This window comes from Micromonospora sp. NBC_00821, assembly GCF_036347035.1.
Classification (GTDB): Bacteria; Actinomycetota; Actinomycetes; order Mycobacteriales; family Micromonosporaceae; genus Micromonospora; species Micromonospora hortensis.
In genome coordinates this window covers 2,503,817-2,522,146 of sequence record NZ_CP108880.1, presented here as the reverse complement: position 1 = coordinate 2,522,146, position 18,330 = coordinate 2,503,817, and the positions used below count along the sequence as shown (strand labels likewise).

Genomic DNA, 18,330 nt, shown 5'->3' with positions numbered 1-18,330 from the left:
ATCGAAGATTCGCTCGCTGTCGCTCGCTCACGCGTCGATCGCATCCCGGTCGACGCGGTCGGCGGAGTCGATGAGCCAGTTGCGACGCGGCTCGACCTTCTCGCCCATCAGCAGTTCGAGGATGCGTTCGGCGGCGTCGACGTCGTCGAGGGTGATCCGGCGGACGGCCCGGGTGGCCGGGTTCATCGTGGTGTCCCACAACTCGTCGGCGTCCATCTCACCGAGACCCTTGAACCGTGGGATGGGCGTGACGATCTGCTTGCCGGCCTTCTCCAGCTTGCGGACCGTCGTCTCCATCTCGGCCTGGGTGTAGGTGTAGACGGTCTGCGGGCTGCGCCCCTTGGTGGTGATCTTGTGCAGGGGCGGCATCGCGGCGTAGAGCCGACCAGCCTCGATCAGCGGCCGCATGTACCGGGCGAACAGGGTGATCAGCAGCGTACGGATGTGGGCGCCGTCCACGTCGGCGTCGGCCATGATCAGCACCCGGCCGTAGCGCAGCGCGGCGAGGTCGAAGGTGCGCCCCGAACCGGCGCCGAGGACCTGCACGATGGCCGCGCACTCGGCATTGTCCAGAACCTGCTGGAGGTTGGCCTTCTGCACATTGAGGATCTTGCCGCGGATCGGCAGCAGCGCCTGGTATTCCGAGGAACGGGCCATCCGGCTCGTACCCAGGGCGCTGTCACCCTCGACGATGAACAGCTCGCTGCGGTCGATGCCGGTGGCCCGGCAGTCGACGAGCTTCGGCGGCATGGACGCGCCCTCCAGGGCGGTCTTGCGCCGGGCGGCGTCCTTCTGTTGCTTCTGGGTGAGCCGCACCCGGGCGGCGTCGACGATCTTCTGCAGGACGGTGCGCGCCTCGGCCTTGGTGCGCCGGTCCTCCAGCCAGGCCTTGATGTGCGCGTCGACCAGGGATTGGAGAACCTTGGTGATGCCGGTGGTGGACAGCTCGTCCTTGGTCTGCGAGGTGAACTGCGGCTCGGGGATCCGCACGTGCACCACCGCCGTCATCCCCTCCAGGACGTCGTCCAGGGTGGGCGGCTCCTCCTTGGCCTTGAGCAGACCGCGGGTGTTGCGGATCGCGTCGGCGAGCGCGCGGACGAGGGCCCGCTCGAACCCCTTGCGGTGGGTGCCGCCGTGCGCGTTGCGGATGGTGTTGGTGAAGCATTCGACGGTGCGCTCGTAACCGGTGCCCCACCGGAACGCCACCTCGACCTCGGCGCGCCGCTGCACGTTGGACTGCATGACGCCGTTGGCGTCGGCGGCGTTCTCCCGGTAGGTGCCCTCGCCGTTGACCAGCAGGGTGCCGGAGACCGGCCGGTCGCCGGCCGGGGCGAGGAACTCCACCATGTCGCTGAGCCCGTTGGGGTAGTGGAACCGCTCCTCTGCGGGCGCCTCGCCGGTCAGGTCGCGCAGCAGGTAGGTCACGCCGGGGACCAGGAACGCGGTGTTGCGCAGCTTCATCCGGACGGCGTCGACGTCGAGCGCGGCGCCGGTCTCGAAGTAGCGGGCGTCGTGCCACCAGCGGATCGAGGTGCCGGTGCGTTGGCCGCGCTTCATGGCCCCGGTCACCTGGAGCCCGGGGCCGGCGGTGAAGGAGGCGTCCGGACCGTCGCCGTCGAAGATGCCCGGAACGCCGTGTCGGAACGACATCGCGTGGATCTTGCCGGCGCGGCGGACGGTCACGTCGAAGCGGCGGGACAGCGCGTTGACCGCCGATGCGCCGACGCCGTGCAGACCGCCGGAGGTCTTGTAACCGGAGCCGCCGAACTTGCCGCCGGCGTGCAGCCGGGTCAGCACCAGCTCGACGCCGGAGATGCCGGACTTGGCGTGCACGTCGGTGGGGATGCCCCGGCCGTCGTCGTCGACCTGCACCGAGCTGTCGGCGTGCAGGATCACCTCGACGTGGCTGGCGTGACCGGCGACACCCTCATCGGTGGAGTTGTCGAGGATCTCGTTGACGAGGTGACCCACGCCACGGCTGTCGGTGGAACCGATGTACATGCCGGGCCGCTTGCGGACAGCGTCCAGCCCCTCAAGGTGGGTGAGGTCATCGGCCCCGTACAGGGTGTCAGGCTCTGCGGTCAACTGGTCGTACTCCCCGGTCTCGGCGGTGTGCTGCCGGTCACCGGCGACATCAGCCGGCGTGGCGCGCCGCAGCGAGCCTAGCCCGAGGCTAGGACAACTACCGGAGGACCTACGCGACCCGCCGCGCGCGGCCCTCCGGACGTGAGCCAACGAACAGCCACTGGGTGATCATGGGACCACGCAGAGGCACCGCCACCGGAACGCTCCGTCCGGCGCAGCCGTGGCTCACCCCGTTCGGCAGCGTGCGCCACCCGGTCTCCGGCGGGACGAGCGCCGTGACGTGGGTGCGGTGGCTGCGCGTACTCCTGATCCGGGGTGTCGGTCGGAACGCCGTGGGCGCGGCCCTGCTGCGCCGCCGCGACCGCCCGACCGGTCGCTGACTGCCCGCCGAGGGGCGGTCGACAACCCGGAGCACGGGTCCGATCTCGACGCGGTAGCCCGTCATGCCTACGGGCGCATGTCTTTCGTCGAACGAATCTGTTACGGGCCATTGACGCCTGTCGCGCCGGGGTGATCTGATCGCGCTCTCAGAGAATCTTTCATCTTTCGATGGTTGGGGGCCCCATGCCCAGGTTCCGGCGTACCGCGCTCGCCGCGGGACTAACGATCGCCATGGCCGCGTTGTCGACCGCCGTCGCGCTGCCCGCACCCGCGTCCGCCGCGTTGCCCACCGCCGCGGTGGCACTCGGGGACAGCTTCATCAGTGGCGAGGGCGCCGGGGCGTACACCCCGGTCGTCGACGTCAACGGAGTCAGCCAGGGCTTCCCCGGTTGGACCGCGGCGAACAACAACGCGTTCTTCTGCCACCGCTCGGCGAACGCCTCGCTCAACCAGGCCAACCTGCCGGGCATCCAGAACCGGTTCAACCTGGCCTGCTCCGGTGGTCAGCCACACGACATCGCCAACGCCTCCCAGGCGCGCACGAACGGTCGTACCGTCGCCTCGCAGCTCAGCCAACTGCGCGCCGTCGCGCAGACCCAGGACATCGACCTGGTGCTGATCGGCCTCGGCTCCAACAACAGCTCGTTCACCTTCGGCAGCGTCGCCGAGAAGTGCGCCAACCGGTTCATCGCCGACGCCTGGACCGGTTGGTGGGAGTTCTGGGCGTACCTGAACGGGCCGGTGGAGCAGAAGCCCTGCAGCGACGCCGACCTGGCCACCGCCGCGCAGCTCAGCGCCGCGACCGCGGAGACCACCGCGGCCGTACGCCAGATCCTGACCACCCTCGACCAGGTGGACGCGGACGGGCAGCACCGAGTGGTGTTCCAGGACTACACGAACCCGCTGCCGCTGGACCTGAACCAGCAGTTCCACGAGGAGGACAGCCGGGACGACACCCGGGACAAGTTCCGTGACCTGGGTGCCGAGCGGTACGCGGCCGGTTGCCCGATCCACCGGGCCAGCCTGGCGCCGGGGCATCGCTTCTCCCAGGGTCTGGGCAGCATCGTGAAGTCCACCCGGGACACTCTGGCCGCCGAGTTCCCCGCCGACGACCTGGTGTACCTGAGCGTGCAGCAGGCCTTCAACGGTGCCCGGCTCTGCGAGCAGACCAGCAGCCCGAGCGGCGCGCTGGCCACTCCGATTCGGCTGCAGGACGGCGCGAGCGGCACCTTCGTCACCAGCCTGGCCGGCAAGGACAAGATCGCCATCCAGCGCATCGCCAACACCTGCGTCACCTACTTCCAGACCTGCCAGGAGTCGTGGCACCCGAACGCCACCGGGCACCAGGTGCTCGGCCAGTGCCTGAGCGGCGCGGCCTCCACCAGCGCCCGTGCGGTGGCCTGCGTGCGGGCCAGCAACGGGGCGATCTCGGTCTCCTGACCGCAGCGTCCATCGGAGGGCTCCGCCGTGCGGCGGGGCCCTCCGTCGCGTCCGTCGAGCGCGCGGCACGTCCGCCCACCGCTGTCGTCGCCCCCACGGCCTACTGCTACCCGCCGGTAACGTCAGGTCGTAGGCTGGGCCGGTGAACGGGGACCCGGAGTACGCGCAGGAGTTCGTCGACGTCGACGGTGGCCGGTTGGGTGTGCAGGTCTATCCGGAGCCGGCCGGGGTGCCGGGCGCGCCGGTGGTGGTGATCTGGCCCGCGATGGGGGTCCGGGCCCGGTACTACCGGCCCTTCGCCGCCGCGCTGCGCGCCGCCGGACTGGCAGTGGTCGTGGCCGACCTGCGCGGCACCGGGGCGAGCACGCCCGCGCCGAGTCGGGCGGACCGGCACGGTTACGCCGACCTTGCCAGCGACGTCGGCGCCGTCCTGGCCGCCCTCAAACCACGTCTGGACGGACGCACCCGGCTGCTCCTCGGGCACTCGCTCGGCGGGCAGGCCGCGCTGCTGCACCTCGCCCTGCACGGCAGCGACGAGGTGGACGGGTTGGCGCTGGTCGCGGTCGGCATCCCGTACTGGCGGAGCTACCCGGGCCGGCACGGCCTCGGCGTACTGCCCTACACCCAGGGGATCGCCGCCACGGCGGCGCTGCTCGGGGTCTGGCCGGGCTGGGGCTTCGGCGGTCGGCAGGCACGCGGCGTGATCCGCGACTGGGCCCACACCGCGCGGACCGGTCGGTTCCCCCGGCTCGACGGTACGGACACCGAGGCCGCCGTTCGCGCGATGCGGACCCCGGTGCTGGCCGTCAGTGTGGACGACGACCAGTTCACCCCGCACGAGACAATGGACCACCTCTGCGCGAAGCTCGCCGACGCGCCGGTGACCAGGGAGCGGTACACAGTGGCGCAGGCCGGTACGACGTTGGACCACTTCACCTGGGTCCGCTCCAGCGTCCCGCTGGCGCGGCGGATCGCCGGTTTCGTCGGCGACCTGCCGCCCCGCTGAGCCGTACCGGCCGGTCGGCTCACTCGTCCTGGTCCAGCGGCACCAGTTCACCGTCGCGTTCCACCTGGATCTCGGCGTGCTCCTTGCGGGGTGCGACCTCTGCGGTGTTGCGGTGTGGGTCGTTGTCGGGGTGCATGAGCACCGCGTCGGTTTTGGGGGTCTTCTCCCGGCTCTCGTCCGGCTGCGACATCGCGTTCCCCTCTCGTCGGCGTCGCTCGGGATCTACCCGCCACCGGGCGAACGACTCCTGCTCGGGGCAGGTCGACCCGCCGACGCCACGGATGTCCGGTAGCGGCCCTCCACCACGCGGAGCGGCCCACCCGGGGCGGGGTTAGCCGCCCGACCGGCGGGTAAGCCGCACCGCCCGACACGGCGGAAGGGGATCACATGTCCGAACGGCATACCGCACTGCGCTCGATGCACGATCTGGGCCTGGCGGCCTGGTTCGGGGGCTCCCTCATGGGTGCCTTCGGCGTCAACGGCGCAGCTGCGAAAATCAGCGACTCGACCCAGCGGCTCCCGGTCGCCTCGGCCGGATGGTCCAAGTGGACACCGGTCAACGCGGCCGCGATCGGCGCCCACCTGGCCGGCGCCGTCGGCGAGCTGGTGACCGAGAGCCCACGGGTGGCGGCCCAGTCCGGCGTGGGCCGGGCCAGCGCCATCAAGACCGCGTTGACGATCGGCGCGCTGGCGGTCACCGGCTACAGCCGATTGATCGGCATGCGGTTGGAGAAGGCGGGCGGTCCGTCGGTGAGCGGCGCCACCGAGCCGAATCACCAGACTCCGGCCAGCGTGGCCTCGTCGCAGCGGCAGATGAAGCTGCTCCAGTGGGCCATTCCGGCGCTGACCGGGACCCTGGTCGTGGTCACCGCGTACATGGGTGAGCAGCAGAAGCCCGGCCAGGTGTTCCGCGGGATGCTCGGTCGCGCCGGTGGGATGAAGGGCGCCTCGAAGGGCATGATCAAAATGGCGGGAATGAGCAACGGCAAGCGGCCGATGGCGATGGCCGGACGCTGAACGTCGGGCCGGCCGGCGTCCCGCCGCCACTTCGACGGCGGGGCGCTGGCCGGCCTGCGGCGCGCACCGGAACGATGACGGGTCACGCGCGCGGCGGCGCGCCGGCGACAGGTCGTGCGCCGCGCCCGGGCCGGCGGTCCCGGCCCGAGGACGGCACATCGTCCGCCGTAGCGGCGGACCGACGAGCGGGGTGGCCATGACGGCGCACAAGGGACGCAGCGGTGACAACGACCGGCTTCAGCCGGAGGCGACCAAGCCGTGGGGCACCGGCGACGGCTTCGACGCCGACGCGCCCTGGGGCACTGACGACGACTCACCGATGGACGAGGGCAGCGAGGAGACCGCGGTGCCCGAGGGACGGCGCGGGGAGCGACGCGCGGGTGCTCCGGCGGGTCGGTCGGACCCGGCGGGACGACACGGTTTCGGCTCGGTCGAGCCGACCCGTACCACGATGGCCGGACCGGGTGCCCCACCCGATCCCGCCCCCAGCGGCCGAAGCTTTCCCGACGACGCGGACATCGGCGAGTCGACCCAGGACGCCCTGCGCAGCCGGGGACGGCGGTCCTGAGCGGACCGGCGTCAGGCCGGGCGACCGGTACGGCGATCAGCCGGTCGCCGGGACGGCCTGCTCGACGAGCATCGTCTCGGCGAGCAGTTGTGCCAGCCGGGTGGCGTCGCGCTGGGCCTGCCCGGCGCAACAGTTGTTGAACAGCACGTGCAGCTCGTCGGGGAGATCAGCGAACTCGGCCAGCCGTCCGGCCCAGTGCCGCAGCTCGTCCTCGGCGTACGCGTACCGGAACTTTTCCTGCTTGTCGCCCTCGCCCCAGGCATCGCTGTGACCGTGAAACCTGACGATCGCCGGCTCCGCCGTCATGGTCAGGATCGGCGGCACCGACGACGGGTGCCCCTGTGGCATGTCGACGCAGACCACTGACAGGTCGTGGGCACGTAGCAGGTCCAGAGTGTCCCCCGCGGCGTCGTCGTCCAACCAGGAGCCGTGCCGCAGCTCCACACCGACGCGCCACGGGCGGCAGCGCTGCGCCAGCTCGATGATCCGGCGTTCGGCTGCGGGGCTGCGCACCAGCCACGGCGGGAACTGCAACATCACCACACCGAGCTTGCCGGCCGCCGCGATCGGGTCGAGGGCCGCGCGGAACCGGGCCCACAGCTCGTCGTACGCCGGCTCCGGCAGGTCTCGGCGACGGATCCGGCTCGGGCCGCTGGCCGGTCGCAGGTCCCGGGGCAGCACGGCGACCGGTGTCGGGTGACCGGTGAAGAGGCTGAACGCCTTGACGTCGAAGGTGAAGTCGTCAGGTGTGGCGTCCACCCAGCCCTGGGTCGTCTCCGGCACCGGGATGGCGTAGTAGGACGTGTCCACCTCGACCATCGGGAACTGGCTGGCGTAGAAGCCCAGTCGACGGGCCGGCGTGCTGGCCGAGCGTGGGTACCACCCGGAGCGCAGTAGGGACTGGTCCGCCCAGGACGACGTGCCCACCTTAATCACACCCATGTCATTCAGTGGACCGCCACCGGCGCGGATCGGCAACCGCTGGCGGTTCTTCCGTCGAGGAGGTGTCGTGCCCGGAAAGTGTCGGTGCATCGCCCTACGGTGGCACCGGGTGGACATCAACGAAGGGTGGCGGCATGACCAGCACTGAGCAGCTCACCGGTGAGCGCGCCGACCTCCTGCAGGCACTCCGCAGGCACCGCGGTTTTCTCCTGCAGACGGTCGACGGGCTCACCGACGAGCAGGCGGCGAGCCTGCCCACCGTCAGCGGGCTCTGCCTCGGGGGCCTCGTCAAGCACGTGTCCGGCGTCGAGCACCGGTGGATGCTCTTCGCCGTCGGTGGCGCGGAGGCGATGGGCCGCGAGGAGATCGACTGGGTCGGTCAGTTCCAGATGTTGCCGGGCGAGACCCTGGCGGGGCTGGTCGCGCGCTTCCAGGAGGTGGCCGCCCAGACCGACGAGTTGACCGCCACCCTCGACCTGGACGCGGCACACCCGCTGCCGCAGGCGCCGTGGTTCGAGGCGGGAGCGAGTTGGACGGTCCGCCGGGTGCTGCTGCACCTGATCGCCGAGACGGCCCAGCACGCCGGGCACGCCGACATCCTGCGGGAGTCGATCGACGGCGCCAAGACCATGGGCTGACTCCGACGCCGACCGTCGCCGGGCCGAGGGGTGCCGCACCCCCTCAGCGCAGGCGGTGCCGGCGTTCGGTGGTCCGATCTCTCGCGTAGGCGTCGGAGTGACCCCAACGGCCCGGGATGTCCAGCAGCTCCAGCCGACCGAAACCCTCCGGCACCGCCGGGTTCACCAACAGGTTGTCGCCGGTGGGTCGCAGCCCCAGCATGGTGCCGAGCAGCATCAGCAACGCTCCCGACGCCCACGCCTGCGGGCGGCAGCTCGTCGTCAACTGCACGGGGTAGGTCGTCAGGTCGCGCGCGTAACCGGCGATCACTCCCGGCGCCGCGCCGCCCAGCGTCTGCGCCATGTCGAAGATGCCGTCCGCGATCCGGGCCGCCTGCGCGTCGAGGCGGTAGCGGCGCAACCCGGCGGCGATCAACGCGTTGTCCGACGGCCACACCGCGCCCAGGTGCGTGCCCACCGGGTTGTACGTGCGCTGCCCCGCTGCGAACGTGCGTACTCCCCACCCACTGAACAGTCGCGGCCCGACCAGGTGCTCGGCGACCGCCTCCGCACGGTCGTCCGCGACGATCCCACTCCAGAGCAGATGCCCGATGTTGGAGGCCAGCGCATCGACCGGTTCGCCGTACGGGTCGAGCGCCAACGCGTAGTACTCCCGGTGTGGCAGCCAGAAGTCCCGGTTGAAGCGCTCCTTCAGCGCTGCCGCCTCCCGTTCCAACCGGTCGGCGTACGCGGGGTCGCCCCAGAACTCCCGGGCCAGCCGGGCGCCACGCCGCTTCGCGTCGTACGCGTAGCCCTGCAACTCGCAGGTGGCGCGGGGGAAGGCGGGTTGCCGACCCTGGGCGTCGACGATGGCGTCCGGGGAGTCCTTCCAGCACTGGTTGATCGTGCCGTCGCGCTCGTTGCGACTCTGGTAGCGCAGGTAGCCGTCCCCGGTCAGGTCGCCGTACTCGTCGATCCAGTCCAGAGCCATCCGGGCCGGGTGGCGCAGCTCGCGGACCAGGTCGGCGTCACCGGACCAGCGCTCGTACTCGTCGAGCAGCACGACGAAGAGCGGTGTGGTGTCCGCCGCGCCGTAGTAGAGCGCGCTCGCCCGGTCGCTGAACGCCCCCGTCTCGCCGTAGCGGAGCTGAGCCAGGATCTTGCCGGGCTCCTCGTCCAGCGCGTCGTCGAGTTGCCCGCCCTGCATGAGCGCCAGCATCCGTAGCGTCGCGGGAGCCAGTTCGGGGGTGAAGGCCATCGTCTGGAGGCAGGTGATGATCGCGTCCCGCCCACACAACCCCATCGCCCACGGCAGACCACCGATCGGCACCCGCTCGCGGTACGACAGCGGCCTGTAGCGCAGCGCCGCCAGGTCCGCGAGACTGCCCTGGTAGAGCTCCTCCAGGCCCTTGCGTTCGGCCACCAGCTGCGGTGCCCGGTCCAGCCACTGCGCCAGGTCCTCGCGCATCCCCGTCCGCACGGTCTGCTGGTGCGACTGGAGGTCGGCGCGGAGATCCCGGCCGTCCTCGCCGCCCATCGTCACGCTGACGTGCAGGTCGGTCTCCCACTTGCCGTCGGGTGCGACCCGGATCCGGAACGTCATCCCCCGCTCGTCCACCTCGGCGGGGACGGTGGTGCGCACTGTGGTCTCGCGCACGAACCGGTCCCGCTGGTAGCGCAGCACGAGCCGCTGCCTCGCCGGGTCGGCGCTGACCTCGACGGCCCGCCGCCGGAGCTGCCCGACCTCGATGATGTCGGTGAAGTCGCTGGCCATCTCCACCCGGACGGTGAACTCGGCGGGCTCCGACGAGTGGTTGAGCACTGTGATGTTCTCGTGGAGGCAGTCGTGCACCGAGCGGTGCCTGATGATCGACACGTCGGCGTCGACGTAGTGACTCGCCGCACCGGGGACCAGGAAGAACCGGGTTTCGAAGTAGGTGAGGTCGTCGCGGGAGAGCGCGTTGATCCGTTCGCCGTCGATCCTGAGTACCCAGTGCGACAGAAACCGGGTGTCGTAGGCGAAGAGCCCGAGCGGAACCTGCGGATCGGCCTCGATGTCGCCCTGGGCATCGCTGATCGCGAACAGGTTGCCGGCGATGACGTGCACCTGTTCCTGCTTCACGACCGCTCGTTCCGAGCTGTCGTCGCGGCCCGGCCAACCAACGCGGCACGGCCCAGCTCGTGCGGATGACGGGCGCCGTCCGGTCCGGAGAAGATCCGCCGCAGCAGCATCAGCAGTTGCATGTTGCCCTGCACCGTCAGCTCGTTGCGCAACAGGCCCGCGCCCGGGTGCAGCTCACCACGGGCCATCCGGTCGAAGACCGCCCGGTCAGCTCGCACCACCAGCTCGGCGTCGTCGGCCGAGCGGGTCACCCGGACTCGTTGGTCGGCGATGGTCAGGTACCAGTGATCGGTCCTGCCGTCGTCGCGGACGTCCAGCCGCAGCGTCCCGGCTGTGGTCTCCGGCAGGTCGGGCCGCCGACCGGTGTCCAGCTGTCCCAGGTACTGCTCGGCCGTCGCGCCCATCGGGTCCCCTCCCCACGGTTTCCCGCAGGATCACCCGCGTCGGGGTGAGCCCGGCTCACCTGAAGAGGGTGAGGGGCGCGTCAGCCGGCCTCGATCAGGCCGCGTACGTAGGCGGCCTGGCCCACGTGTTGCAGGTCGTCGTCGACGATGCTGACCAACCGGACGCCGAGGGTGACCGGCGGGTCCCACGCCTCGTCGACCACGCGGTCCAGGTCCGCCGGGCCCAGACCGGCCAGGAGGCTTCCGGTACGCGCCGCGACCGCCTGGTAGTAGTCGATCAACGCCTGCGCGCTCTCCGGCCGCACGGCGGCGACCTGAGCGGGCGAGTGCCCGTAGCCGGTGTTGTCGGGGTCGGCGGCGAGCCCGAACCGACCCGCCCAGTCGCCGCTCACCCAGATCTGCTCGGCGTCGAGCAGGTCGGCGACGTGGTGGTCCTGCACCCGGGTGAGGTGCCAGACCAGCCAGCCGACCGAGTTGACGCCCGGCCCGGGCTGGTGGCGCAGTTGCTCGGGGCTGAGGCCGTCCACGGCCGCGCGGACGAGGTCGGGCAGCCTGTCGTACGCCTCGGTCAGCAGCTCACTCACGTCCACGGGTACGCCTTTCTGGTCGCTTTCGGCAACAGGTACCGCCGGACCGGGGCGGGCAAACCTCGGCCGCTACGGTGATCGAATGGTCGCCGCGGTGGAGTTGCACCTGGACCCCGACGCCACCCGCCGGATCCGGGTTCTCTGGGACGCGCTGGAGGCCGAGGGGGTGCAGAGCATGCGCTCGCTGCTGGAGCAGCGCCACCGTCCGCACGTCTCGCTCATGGTGGCGCCCCGTTTCGACCCGGAGCAGGTCGCCGAGGCGCTACAGGGGACGGTGGTGGCCGCCCCGCTGCGGCTCGACTTCCAGCACGCCGGTCAGTTCGTCGGTCGGGTGCTCTGGCTCGGCCCGGTGCCCACCCCGGAGTTGCTGGCGCACCACCGGCTGGTGCACGACCGGCTCGCCGGCGCCGGCATCGCCCTCGCCGCGCACTACCAGCCGGGGCGGTGGGTGCCGCACTGCACGCTGTCCATGCGCGTGCCGAACACGCTGATGGCCGCCGCGGTGCGCCGCTGTCTGGAGGTGTTGCCGCTGGCCGCGACAGTGGTCGGCGCGGCGCTCACCGACCACGCGCGTGGCATCGCCCACCCGCTGCCTTGACCACGCCTCGACCGTCAAGGCGTAATGTCCGGTTTGGCGGGCGACAGTCGGAAACCCGAAAACAAGCGGTGCGGATGCGGCCGGGCGTGGGAAGGTTCGAGTGGCTGTCGTACCGGTGGTGGGCTGCTCACAGGCGGTCCGCCCGGCCGGTGTGGCGCGAGGTCACCCCGCGCCACCCACGGCGGCTTCGACGAGGAGAGGCAGGGCCCATGCAGGCTCAGCGCAGGCCACCGCGCACGGAGCGGAGCCAGACCCGGGACGACCGGACCGGCGGCGGAATGACCGGGGCGGCCACACCACTGACGATCTGGGCGGCCGCCGTACTGCTCGGCCGGATCAGTGCCGGCGACGACGACGTCGAGGACGAACGGCACATCCTGCGCGGCATCGAGTGATCCCGGCCGCACGGCTCAGAGCCAGCCGCGCCGCTTGAAGATCACGTAGAGGGTGCCGCAGACCAGCAGCATCAACAGCAGCGCGAAGAGGTAGCCGAAGCGCCAGTTCAGCTCCGGCATGTGGACGAAGTTCATGCCGTACACGGTGCCGATGAGCGTGGGAGCGAAGAGGATCGCCGCCCAGGAGGAGACCTTCTTCAGCTCCTCGTTCTGGCTGTAGCTGGCCGCGGTGAGGCTGCGCATCTCCTCGTTCTGCTGCTGCGAGACGAGAGTGGCGTTGACGGTGAGGATGTTCTGCAGCAGGTGCCGGAAACCGTCCACCCGCTCGACCACCTGGGTCAGGTGGTCGGTCACGTCGCGCAGGTAGCGGCGTAGCTCCTCGTCGGCGCTGGCGCTGCCGGCGCCGTCGGCCAGCGCGTCGAGCACGCTGAGCAGCGGGCGGGCGGCCCGCTGGAACTGGATGACCTCGCGGCTGAGCCCGTAGATGCGGCGGCTGGCGTTCGGGTCGCCACCGAACACCTGCGTCTCGATCTCGTCGATGTCGTTCTCCAGTCCGGCCACCACCGGCGCGTACCCGTCGACGACCTGGTCGAGGATCGCGTACAGGACGGCCTCCGGCCCCCGGGCGAGCATCTGCGCCTCGGTCTCCAGCCGCCGCCGCACCGCGGCCAGGTCGGGCGCCTCACCGTGTCGGACGGTGACCACGAAGCCCGGGCCGATGAACAGGTGCAGTTCGGAGAACTCGACCTCCTCGCGGAGGTCGTCGTAGCGGGCGGCGCGCAGGACCACGAACAGGGTGTGCCCGTACCGCTCCAGCTTGGGCCGCTGGTGGGCGTTGATCGCGTCCTCGACCGCCAGGTCGTGCAGCCGAAACTCCCGGGCCAGCGAGGTGATCTGCTCGATGTCGGGCCGGTACAACCCGATCCAGGCCATCGCGCCGTCCTGCTCCTGGAGGCAGCGGTACGTCTCGGCGAGGCCGGACGGCGAGGCGAACCGGTGCCCTCGGATGTAGACCGCGCTGTCCACCAGGCCGCCGTGGGACGCGGCGGGTGACTCCGTGGACGGCGGCACACCGACTCTCGTCTCGTACTCGTCGAGTTGGCGGCCGAAGCCACCACCCGGGCGGAAGCGACGGCCGCCGACCATGCCCTGTCCCCTCCCCCGGTGCCGTCCCCACCAGCCCGGGGCGCTGCTTCCCCGCTGTCCCGGGCCCTGAAACCCGCCGCGGCGTCGGCTGGGTTCCGCGCACCGGCAGACGGGGGCGGCCCGTCGGGCGGATACTCACGGTGACCGTGGGCGGGATGACGGGGGACGCGCCGGTGACTGCCGACAGACGCGCCAGCCGGTTGCGGGGGTGGCTGCTCGACGCCGGCTCGGACCAGGCCGTGCAGCACCCGGGGCCGCACGGGCGCCCGCCGGAGCACCGGCATCACCCGTGGTGGAAGGTGATGTGCCTGACCGGGGTCGACTACTTCTCCACGTTGGGTTACCAGCCGGGCATCGCGGCGCTGGCCGCCGGGGCGCTCTCACCGGTGGCGACCCTGGTGCTGGTGCTGGTGACTCTGCTGGGGGCGCTGCCGGTCTACCGGCGGGTGGCGGTGGAGAGCCCGCACGGTGAGGGTTCCATCGCGATGCTGGTACGCCTGCTGAGCTACTGGCCGGGCAAGTTGCTGGTGCTGGTGCTGCTCGGTTTCGCGGCCACCGACTTCATCATCACCATCACCCTCTCGGCCGCCGACGCGACGGCGCACATCGACGAGAACCCGTTCTGGCCGAGCGGGCTCAAGGGTCACGAGGTGCTGGTCACGCTGGTGCTGGTGTCGCTGCTGGGCGCGGTGTTCCTCAAGGGATTCACCGAGGCCATCGGGATCGCCGTCGTCCTGGTGGCTGTCTATCTGACGCTGAACGCGGTGGTGGTGGCCGACGCGCTGTGGCGGGTGGCGACGCATCCGAGCGCGCTCGGCGACTGGACCACCACGCTGACCACCGGGCACGGCGATCCGTGGCTGGTGGTCGGGCTGTCGCTGTTGGTCTTTCCGAAGCTGGCGTTGGGTCTGTCCGGCTTCGAGACCGGGGTGGCGGTCATGCCGAGCGTACGGGGTGACCCGCAGGACTCGGAGGCACGACCGCTGGGCCGGATCCGTGGCGCCCGCCGGCTCCTCACCACCGCGGCGGTGATCATGAGCGTCTTCCTGATCACCAGCAGCGTGACGACCACCGTGCTCATTCCGCCGGAGGCCTTCCAGCCGGGCGGGCCGGCGAACGGGCGCGCGTTGGCCTATTTGGCGCACGCCCACCTCGGCGAGGTGTTCGGCACCATCTACGACCTGTCCACCATCGGAATCCTCTGGTTCGCCGGGGCGTCGGCGATGGCTGGTCTGCTCAACCTCGTTCCGCGCTACCTGCCCCGCTACGGCATGGCGCCGACCTGGGCGCGAGCCGTCCGGCCGCTGGTGCTGGTCTTCATCGCCGTGGCGTTCCTGATCACGATCGTCTTCGAGGCCAGCGTGGACGCGCAGGGTGGCGCGTACGCCACCGGGGTCCTGGTGTTGATCACCTCGGCCGCGACGGCGGTGACGCTCGCGGCGCAGCGTCAGCGTCAGCGCGGCCGCACCATCGCGTTCGGAGTCATCGCGGTGATCTTCGTTTACACCACCGTGGCGAACGTCGTGGAACGCCCGGACGGCGTCAAGATCGCGGCCTGTTTCATCGGCGGGATCATCCTGGTGTCGGTGCTGTCCCGGGTGATGCGGGCCTACGAGCTGCGCGTCGACCATGTGGAACTGGACCACGCCGCAGCCGGCATGATCGACGAACGCGCCGGGCGACGGATCCGCCTCATCGCGCACGAACCCGACCGGCGCGACGAGGCGGAGTACCGCGCCAAGCTGGCGCAGACCATGGCCGACAACGACTTTCCCGACGACGGCGACGTCATCTTCGTCGAGGTCACTGTCACCGACCCGTCCGACTTCGAGACCGAGTTGCTGGTCCACGGCAGTGTGGTCGACGGCCGCTTCCCGGTGCTCAGCCTGGCCAGCTCATCGGTGCCCACCGCGCTCGCCGCCCTGCTGCTGGAGATCCGTGACCGCAGCCGTCGGCGCCCCCACATCTACTTCGAGTGGTCCGAGGGCGGCCCGACCCGCAACTTCCTGCGCTACCTGGCGTTCGGACAGGGCGCCATCGCCTCGGTGACCCGGGAGATCCTGCGCCGCCAGGAGCCCGACCCGCACCGTCGACCCCACGTGCACGCCGGCTGACCTGCGAGCCGACAGCCCGTCGCGCACCGTGAGCGTGGTCATAACGACTGGACGATCCACCCGTTCCTGCTGCTAGCCTCGGCGCAGGTCATGAGTGCCAGCGCGAAGCCCCGGCTCGCTGGCCGGCAACCCTCCTCCGCGGTGGGGTGCCCCGGGTGAAGACCAGGCACCGGCAGGACGTCGGTGCAAGCGTGGCCTGGCACCCAGGTCAGCACAGACCCGGGAGAACCATGAGCATCCTCAGCACCACCCCACCCACCGACGTCGCGGGCCCCCGCACCGGTCGGCCCTCGCCCGCACTGATCCGGCGACGGCACGTGGACATGATGCGAATGTGCAGCGCCGCCTGTCGTCGCGGCACCGTGCTCTAGCACCCCCTTCCCCAGCTCGTTCCCACCGGTACGCCCATCGGGCGCGCCGTCGGTGGCGCACGTCCGTGCGCGCCGAGACACCACCCTTCGGAGACACCAGTGCGACTCCTTCCTGCCCTGACCCGCGTCGCCGCCCTTGGCGCTGCCACGATCCTTGCCGCCACCGCCCTGACCGCCTGCGGCGACGACGGTTCGTCCGACGCCACCGCCAACCCGTACCGCCTGGCCCAGGCGGGTGTGCTGCGTGCCGGAACGCTGACCGACGCCCCGCCGAACGTGTACCTCAAGGACGGCACGTTCACCGGCTTCGACAACGACCTGCTGACCGCCGTGGCCGGCAAGCTCGGCCTCACCGTCGAGTTCGTCGGCACCGACTTCTCCGCGCTGCTCAGCCAGGTCAACAACCGCAAGTTCGACGTGGGAAGCTCCTCGATCACCATCACCGAGGCCCGCAAGAAGACAGTCGACTTCGGCAACGGCTACGACTTCGGCTACTTCGGCCTGGACGTCCCGGCCGGCTCGCCGATCACCGGCTTCGACCAGCTCACCGGCAAGCGGGTAGTGGTGGTGCAGGGCACCGTCCAGGACGACTACGCCACCGGCAAGCAGCTCAACCCGGTGCGGGTGCCGGACTACAACGGCGCGATCAACCAGCTCAAGGCGGGCACCGCCGACGCCTGGATCGCCCCGGCGGAGATCGGCGAGAAGTCGGCCACCGACAGCAACGGCAAGATCACCGTAGCGGCCAAGCAGCTCAGCCCCGCACCGACCGCGTACGCCGTGGCCAAGGGGAACGACAAGCTGCGCGAGGCGCTGAACAAGGGCCTCGACGAGGTCATCGCCGATGGCACCTGGAGCCGGTTGCAGGCGCAGTACTACCCGGGCCGGCCGATCCCGGCGGACTTCACGCCGGGCAGCGGCACTGTGAAGGCCCCGTCCGCGTCGGTCGCGCCGTCCGCGTCCGCGTCGACGGCGTCCTGAGCCGGTGACGAGCGAGCAGGGCGGTAGGAGGAGCGACCGATGGATCCGTTGAGCACCCTGTGGGAGACCTTCTTCGACTGGGACGCGATGCGCGAGGCGCTGCCCGAGATGCTGACCGTCGGGTTGCCCAACACGCTGATCCTGGCGGTCTCCGCCGCCCTGCTCGGCTCGGTGCTGGGCCTGTTGCTGGCCGTCGCCGGGATCTCCCGCAGCCGCTGGCTGCGCTGGCCGGCGCGGGTCTACACCGACGTGTTCCGGGGGCTTCCCGCCGCAGCGACGATCCTGCTGATCGGCGTCGGGTTGGCCCCGCTGGGCATGCAGGTCTGGGGGCCGGATCCCTACCCGCTGGGCATCCTGGCGCTGTCGCTCATCGCCGCCGCGTACATCGGGGAGATCTTCCGCTCGGGTATCCAGTCGGTGGAGGCCGCCCAGTTGGAGGGCGCGCGGGCGCTCGGCTTCTCCTGGGCCGACTCGATGCGGCTGGTGATCATTCCGCAGGGCATCCGGCGGGTGTTGCCGGCCTGGGTGAACCAGCTCATCGCGCTGATCAAGGACTCCAGCCTGGTCTACTTCCTCGGCCTGGTGGCCAGCCAGCGGGAGCTGTTCCGGATCGGGCAGGACTACGCGGCCACCACCGGCAACGAGTCGGCGCTGCTGCTGGCGGGGCTCTGCTACCTGGCGTTGACAGTCCCGCTGACGCACGTCGTCAACTGGATCGACAGGCGGCTGCGCAACGGTCGGCCGGCCACCGCGTCGACCGAAGAGGACGACGACGACATCATGTCGTACGCCGCGACGGAAGGAGATCGGCGATGACCACCGCCACGACGACCTCGGTCAGCCTCGACGTACGCGATGTGCACCTCGCCTTCGGACCGAACCGGGTGCTGCGGGGCGTCGACCTCTCGGTGCCCCGGGGCGCGACGGCGTGCGTCATCGGGCCGTCCGGGTCGGGCAAGTCCACCCTGCTGCGCACCATCAATCGGCTGATCGAACCGGACCGGGGCGACGTGCTGCTGGACGGGCGCAGCGTGCTGGACGACGACCCGGACGCCCTGCGGCAGCGGGTGGGCATGGTGTTCCAGCAGTTCAACCTCTTCCCGCACATGAGCGTGCTGCGCAACGTCACGCTGGCGCTGCGCCGGCTGCGCCAGCTCGGTGCGGACGAGGCGGAGACCGTCGCCCGGGCCCAGTTGGAATTGGTGGGGCTGGCCGGCAAGGCGAACTCACGGCCGGCGCAGCTCTCCGGTGGTCAACAGCAGCGGGTGGCGATCGCCCGCGCACTGGCGCTGCGGCCCGAGGTGATGCTCTTCGACGAGGCCACCTCGGCACTCGACCCGGAGTTGGTCAAGGGCGTCCTCGGGGTGATGGCCGACCTGTCCGCCGCCGGCATGACCATGGTGGTGGTGACCCACGAGATGGGCTTCGCCCGGCAGGTCGCCGACACCGTCGCCTTCATGGACCGGGGCGTGGTGCTGGAGGCCGGCCCACCCGAGGCGATCTTCGAACGGGCCGAGCATCCGCGGCTTCGCCGGTTCCTCGACCAGGTGCTCTGA

Annotated in this window: 20 protein-coding genes and 1 riboswitch; of the genes, 13 read left to right on the top strand and 7 right to left on the bottom strand. The window is 70.9% G+C overall.

Annotated elements, in window-relative coordinates:
- Nucleotides 1–27: 27 nt before the first annotated feature.
- Nucleotides 28–2,085, bottom strand: coding sequence for a DNA gyrase/topoisomerase IV subunit B (locus OHB44_RS11505; protein WP_330440772.1), 2,058 nt, complete (start codon nucleotides 2,083–2,085; stop codon nucleotides 28–30).
- A gap of 170 nt (nucleotides 2,086–2,255) precedes the next feature.
- On the opposite strand from OHB44_RS11505, the gene OHB44_RS11500 reads away from it, so the two are divergent.
- From OHB44_RS11500 to OHB44_RS11490, 3 genes are all read left to right on the top strand, one after another.
- The gene (locus tag OHB44_RS11500) at nucleotides 2,256–2,465 is read left to right on the top strand and encodes a hypothetical protein (RefSeq protein WP_266303136.1); all 210 of its coding nucleotides are present in this window, start codon (nucleotides 2,256–2,258) and stop codon (nucleotides 2,463–2,465) included.
- 184 nt (nucleotides 2,466–2,649) lie between these two features.
- Nucleotides 2,650–3,906 carry a hypothetical protein gene (locus OHB44_RS11495; RefSeq protein WP_238686303.1) on the top strand — a complete coding sequence of 419 codons (1,257 nt, stop codon included), beginning with the start codon at nucleotides 2,650–2,652 and terminating at the stop codon, nucleotides 3,904–3,906.
- A gap of 142 nt (nucleotides 3,907–4,048) precedes the next feature.
- Entirely contained in the window at nucleotides 4,049–4,912 is an 864-nt protein-coding gene (locus OHB44_RS11490; RefSeq protein ID WP_266303137.1) for an alpha/beta hydrolase family protein, read from the top strand.
- Nucleotides 4,913–4,931: 19 nt separating this feature from the next.
- Here OHB44_RS11490 and OHB44_RS11485 read toward each other — a convergent pair whose 3' ends face one another.
- Nucleotides 4,932–5,102, bottom strand: a complete 171-nt coding sequence (locus OHB44_RS11485) for a hypothetical protein (RefSeq protein ID WP_158629581.1) — start codon at nucleotides 5,100–5,102, stop codon at nucleotides 4,932–4,934.
- 197 nt (nucleotides 5,103–5,299) lie between these two features.
- On the opposite strand from OHB44_RS11485, the gene OHB44_RS11480 reads away from it, so the two are divergent.
- Both OHB44_RS11480 and OHB44_RS11475 read left to right on the top strand, forming a co-directional pair.
- The gene (locus OHB44_RS11480; RefSeq protein WP_210784097.1) at nucleotides 5,300–5,929 is read left to right on the top strand and encodes a hypothetical protein; all 630 of its coding nucleotides are present in this window, start codon (nucleotides 5,300–5,302) and stop codon (nucleotides 5,927–5,929) included.
- Nucleotides 5,930–6,125: 196 nt separating this feature from the next.
- Entirely contained in the window at nucleotides 6,126–6,497 is a 372-nt protein-coding gene (locus tag OHB44_RS11475) for a hypothetical protein (RefSeq protein WP_210784096.1), read from the top strand.
- Nucleotides 6,498–6,533: 36 nt separating this feature from the next.
- On the opposite strand, the gene OHB44_RS11470 is transcribed toward OHB44_RS11475, so the two are convergent.
- On the bottom strand, nucleotides 6,534–7,439 hold the full coding sequence (locus tag OHB44_RS11470; RefSeq protein WP_330440771.1) for a DUF72 domain-containing protein: 906 nt from the start codon (nucleotides 7,437–7,439) through the stop codon (nucleotides 6,534–6,536).
- Between the two features lie 134 nt (nucleotides 7,440–7,573).
- Between OHB44_RS11470 and OHB44_RS11465 the strand changes: the two genes are divergently transcribed.
- Nucleotides 7,574–8,077 carry a DinB family protein gene (locus OHB44_RS11465; RefSeq protein ID WP_238686306.1) on the top strand — a complete coding sequence of 168 codons (504 nt, stop codon included), beginning with the start codon at nucleotides 7,574–7,576 and terminating at the stop codon, nucleotides 8,075–8,077.
- 43 nt (nucleotides 8,078–8,120) lie between these two features.
- Here OHB44_RS11465 and OHB44_RS11460 read toward each other — a convergent pair whose 3' ends face one another.
- From OHB44_RS11460 to OHB44_RS11450, 3 genes are all read right to left on the bottom strand, one after another.
- Nucleotides 8,121–10,178, bottom strand: coding sequence for an amylo-alpha-1,6-glucosidase (locus OHB44_RS11460; protein WP_238686307.1), 2,058 nt, complete (start codon nucleotides 10,176–10,178; stop codon nucleotides 8,121–8,123).
- Nucleotides 10,175–10,582, bottom strand: a complete 408-nt coding sequence (locus tag OHB44_RS11455; protein ID WP_330440770.1) for an SCP2 sterol-binding domain-containing protein — start codon at nucleotides 10,580–10,582, stop codon at nucleotides 10,175–10,177. Before OHB44_RS11455 ends, OHB44_RS11460 begins: the two co-directional genes overlap by 4 nt.
- Before the next feature lie 80 nt (nucleotides 10,583–10,662).
- Nucleotides 10,663–11,172, bottom strand: a complete 510-nt coding sequence (locus OHB44_RS11450; RefSeq protein ID WP_330440769.1) for a mycothiol transferase — start codon at nucleotides 11,170–11,172, stop codon at nucleotides 10,663–10,665.
- A gap of 79 nt (nucleotides 11,173–11,251) precedes the next feature.
- On the opposite strand from OHB44_RS11450, the gene OHB44_RS11445 reads away from it, so the two are divergent.
- Nucleotides 11,252–11,767: a 2'-5' RNA ligase family protein gene (locus OHB44_RS11445; RefSeq protein ID WP_238686310.1), complete on the top strand. Its 516-nt coding sequence runs from the start codon at nucleotides 11,252–11,254 to the stop codon at nucleotides 11,765–11,767.
- Between the two features lie 209 nt (nucleotides 11,768–11,976).
- Nucleotides 11,977–12,162, top strand: a complete 186-nt coding sequence (locus OHB44_RS11440; RefSeq protein WP_238677098.1) for a hypothetical protein — start codon at nucleotides 11,977–11,979, stop codon at nucleotides 12,160–12,162.
- 15 nt (nucleotides 12,163–12,177) lie between these two features.
- Here OHB44_RS11440 and corA read toward each other — a convergent pair whose 3' ends face one another.
- Nucleotides 12,178–13,308, bottom strand: a complete 1,131-nt coding sequence (gene corA / locus OHB44_RS11435) for a magnesium/cobalt transporter CorA (RefSeq protein WP_238686311.1) — start codon at nucleotides 13,306–13,308, stop codon at nucleotides 12,178–12,180.
- A gap of 155 nt (nucleotides 13,309–13,463) precedes the next feature.
- Here corA and OHB44_RS11430 point away from each other — a divergent pair, with 155 nt between their 5' ends.
- The 5 genes from OHB44_RS11430 to OHB44_RS11410 all read left to right on the top strand — a co-directional run bounded on the left by OHB44_RS11430 (nucleotide 13,464) and on the right by OHB44_RS11410 (nucleotide 18,330).
- Nucleotides 13,464–15,422: an amino acid transporter gene (locus OHB44_RS11430; RefSeq protein WP_442932667.1), complete on the top strand. Its 1,959-nt coding sequence runs from the start codon at nucleotides 13,464–13,466 to the stop codon at nucleotides 15,420–15,422.
- An 86-nt stretch (nucleotides 15,423–15,508) separates the two neighbouring features.
- Nucleotides 15,509–15,620: riboswitch (SAM riboswitch) on the top strand.
- 32 nt (nucleotides 15,621–15,652) lie between these two features.
- Nucleotides 15,653–15,793: a hypothetical protein gene (locus OHB44_RS11425; protein ID WP_330440767.1), complete on the top strand. Its 141-nt coding sequence runs from the start codon at nucleotides 15,653–15,655 to the stop codon at nucleotides 15,791–15,793.
- Between the two features lie 99 nt (nucleotides 15,794–15,892).
- The gene (locus OHB44_RS11420; RefSeq protein WP_238686314.1) at nucleotides 15,893–16,774 is read left to right on the top strand and encodes an ABC transporter substrate-binding protein; all 882 of its coding nucleotides are present in this window, start codon (nucleotides 15,893–15,895) and stop codon (nucleotides 16,772–16,774) included.
- A gap of 39 nt (nucleotides 16,775–16,813) precedes the next feature.
- Nucleotides 16,814–17,590, top strand: coding sequence for an amino acid ABC transporter permease (locus tag OHB44_RS11415; protein WP_238686315.1), 777 nt, complete (start codon nucleotides 16,814–16,816; stop codon nucleotides 17,588–17,590).
- The gene (locus OHB44_RS11410; RefSeq protein WP_238686316.1) at nucleotides 17,587–18,330 is read left to right on the top strand and encodes an amino acid ABC transporter ATP-binding protein; all 744 of its coding nucleotides are present in this window, start codon (nucleotides 17,587–17,589) and stop codon (nucleotides 18,328–18,330) included. The genes OHB44_RS11415 and OHB44_RS11410 overlap by 4 nt, the downstream gene beginning before the upstream one ends.

What these genes read in the sequence shown, in the direction of transcription:
- OHB44_RS11500 (WP_266303136.1), top strand. Translation starts at nt 2,256, where the DNA reads ATGGGACCACGCAGAGGCACCGCCACCGGAACGCTCCGTCCGGCGCAG.
- OHB44_RS11495 (WP_238686303.1), top strand. Translation starts at nt 2,650, where the DNA reads ATGCCCAGGTTCCGGCGTACCGCGCTCGCCGCGGGACTAACGATCGCC.
- OHB44_RS11485 (WP_158629581.1), bottom strand. Translation starts at nt 5,102, where the DNA reads ATGTCGCAGCCGGACGAGAGCCGGGAGAAGACCCCCAAAACCGACGCG.
- OHB44_RS11480 (WP_210784097.1), top strand. Translation starts at nt 5,300, where the DNA reads ATGTCCGAACGGCATACCGCACTGCGCTCGATGCACGATCTGGGCCTG.
- OHB44_RS11475 (WP_210784096.1), top strand. Translation starts at nt 6,126, where the DNA reads ATGACGGCGCACAAGGGACGCAGCGGTGACAACGACCGGCTTCAGCCG.
- OHB44_RS11470 (WP_330440771.1), bottom strand. Translation starts at nt 7,439, where the DNA reads ATGGGTGTGATTAAGGTGGGCACGTCGTCCTGGGCGGACCAGTCCCTA.
- OHB44_RS11465 (WP_238686306.1), top strand. Translation starts at nt 7,574, where the DNA reads ATGACCAGCACTGAGCAGCTCACCGGTGAGCGCGCCGACCTCCTGCAG.
- OHB44_RS11455 (WP_330440770.1), bottom strand. Translation starts at nt 10,582, where the DNA reads ATGGGCGCGACGGCCGAGCAGTACCTGGGACAGCTGGACACCGGTCGG.
- OHB44_RS11445 (WP_238686310.1), top strand. Translation starts at nt 11,252, where the DNA reads ATGGTCGCCGCGGTGGAGTTGCACCTGGACCCCGACGCCACCCGCCGG.
- OHB44_RS11440 (WP_238677098.1), top strand. Translation starts at nt 11,977, where the DNA reads ATGCAGGCTCAGCGCAGGCCACCGCGCACGGAGCGGAGCCAGACCCGG.
- corA (WP_238686311.1), bottom strand. Translation starts at nt 13,308, where the DNA reads ATGGTCGGCGGCCGTCGCTTCCGCCCGGGTGGTGGCTTCGGCCGCCAA.
- OHB44_RS11430 (WP_442932667.1), top strand. Translation starts at nt 13,464, where the DNA reads ATGACGGGGGACGCGCCGGTGACTGCCGACAGACGCGCCAGCCGGTTG.
- OHB44_RS11425 (WP_330440767.1), top strand. Translation starts at nt 15,653, where the DNA reads ATGAGCATCCTCAGCACCACCCCACCCACCGACGTCGCGGGCCCCCGC.
- OHB44_RS11415 (WP_238686315.1), top strand. Translation starts at nt 16,814, where the DNA reads ATGGATCCGTTGAGCACCCTGTGGGAGACCTTCTTCGACTGGGACGCG.
- OHB44_RS11410 (WP_238686316.1), top strand. Translation starts at nt 17,587, where the DNA reads ATGACCACCGCCACGACGACCTCGGTCAGCCTCGACGTACGCGATGTG.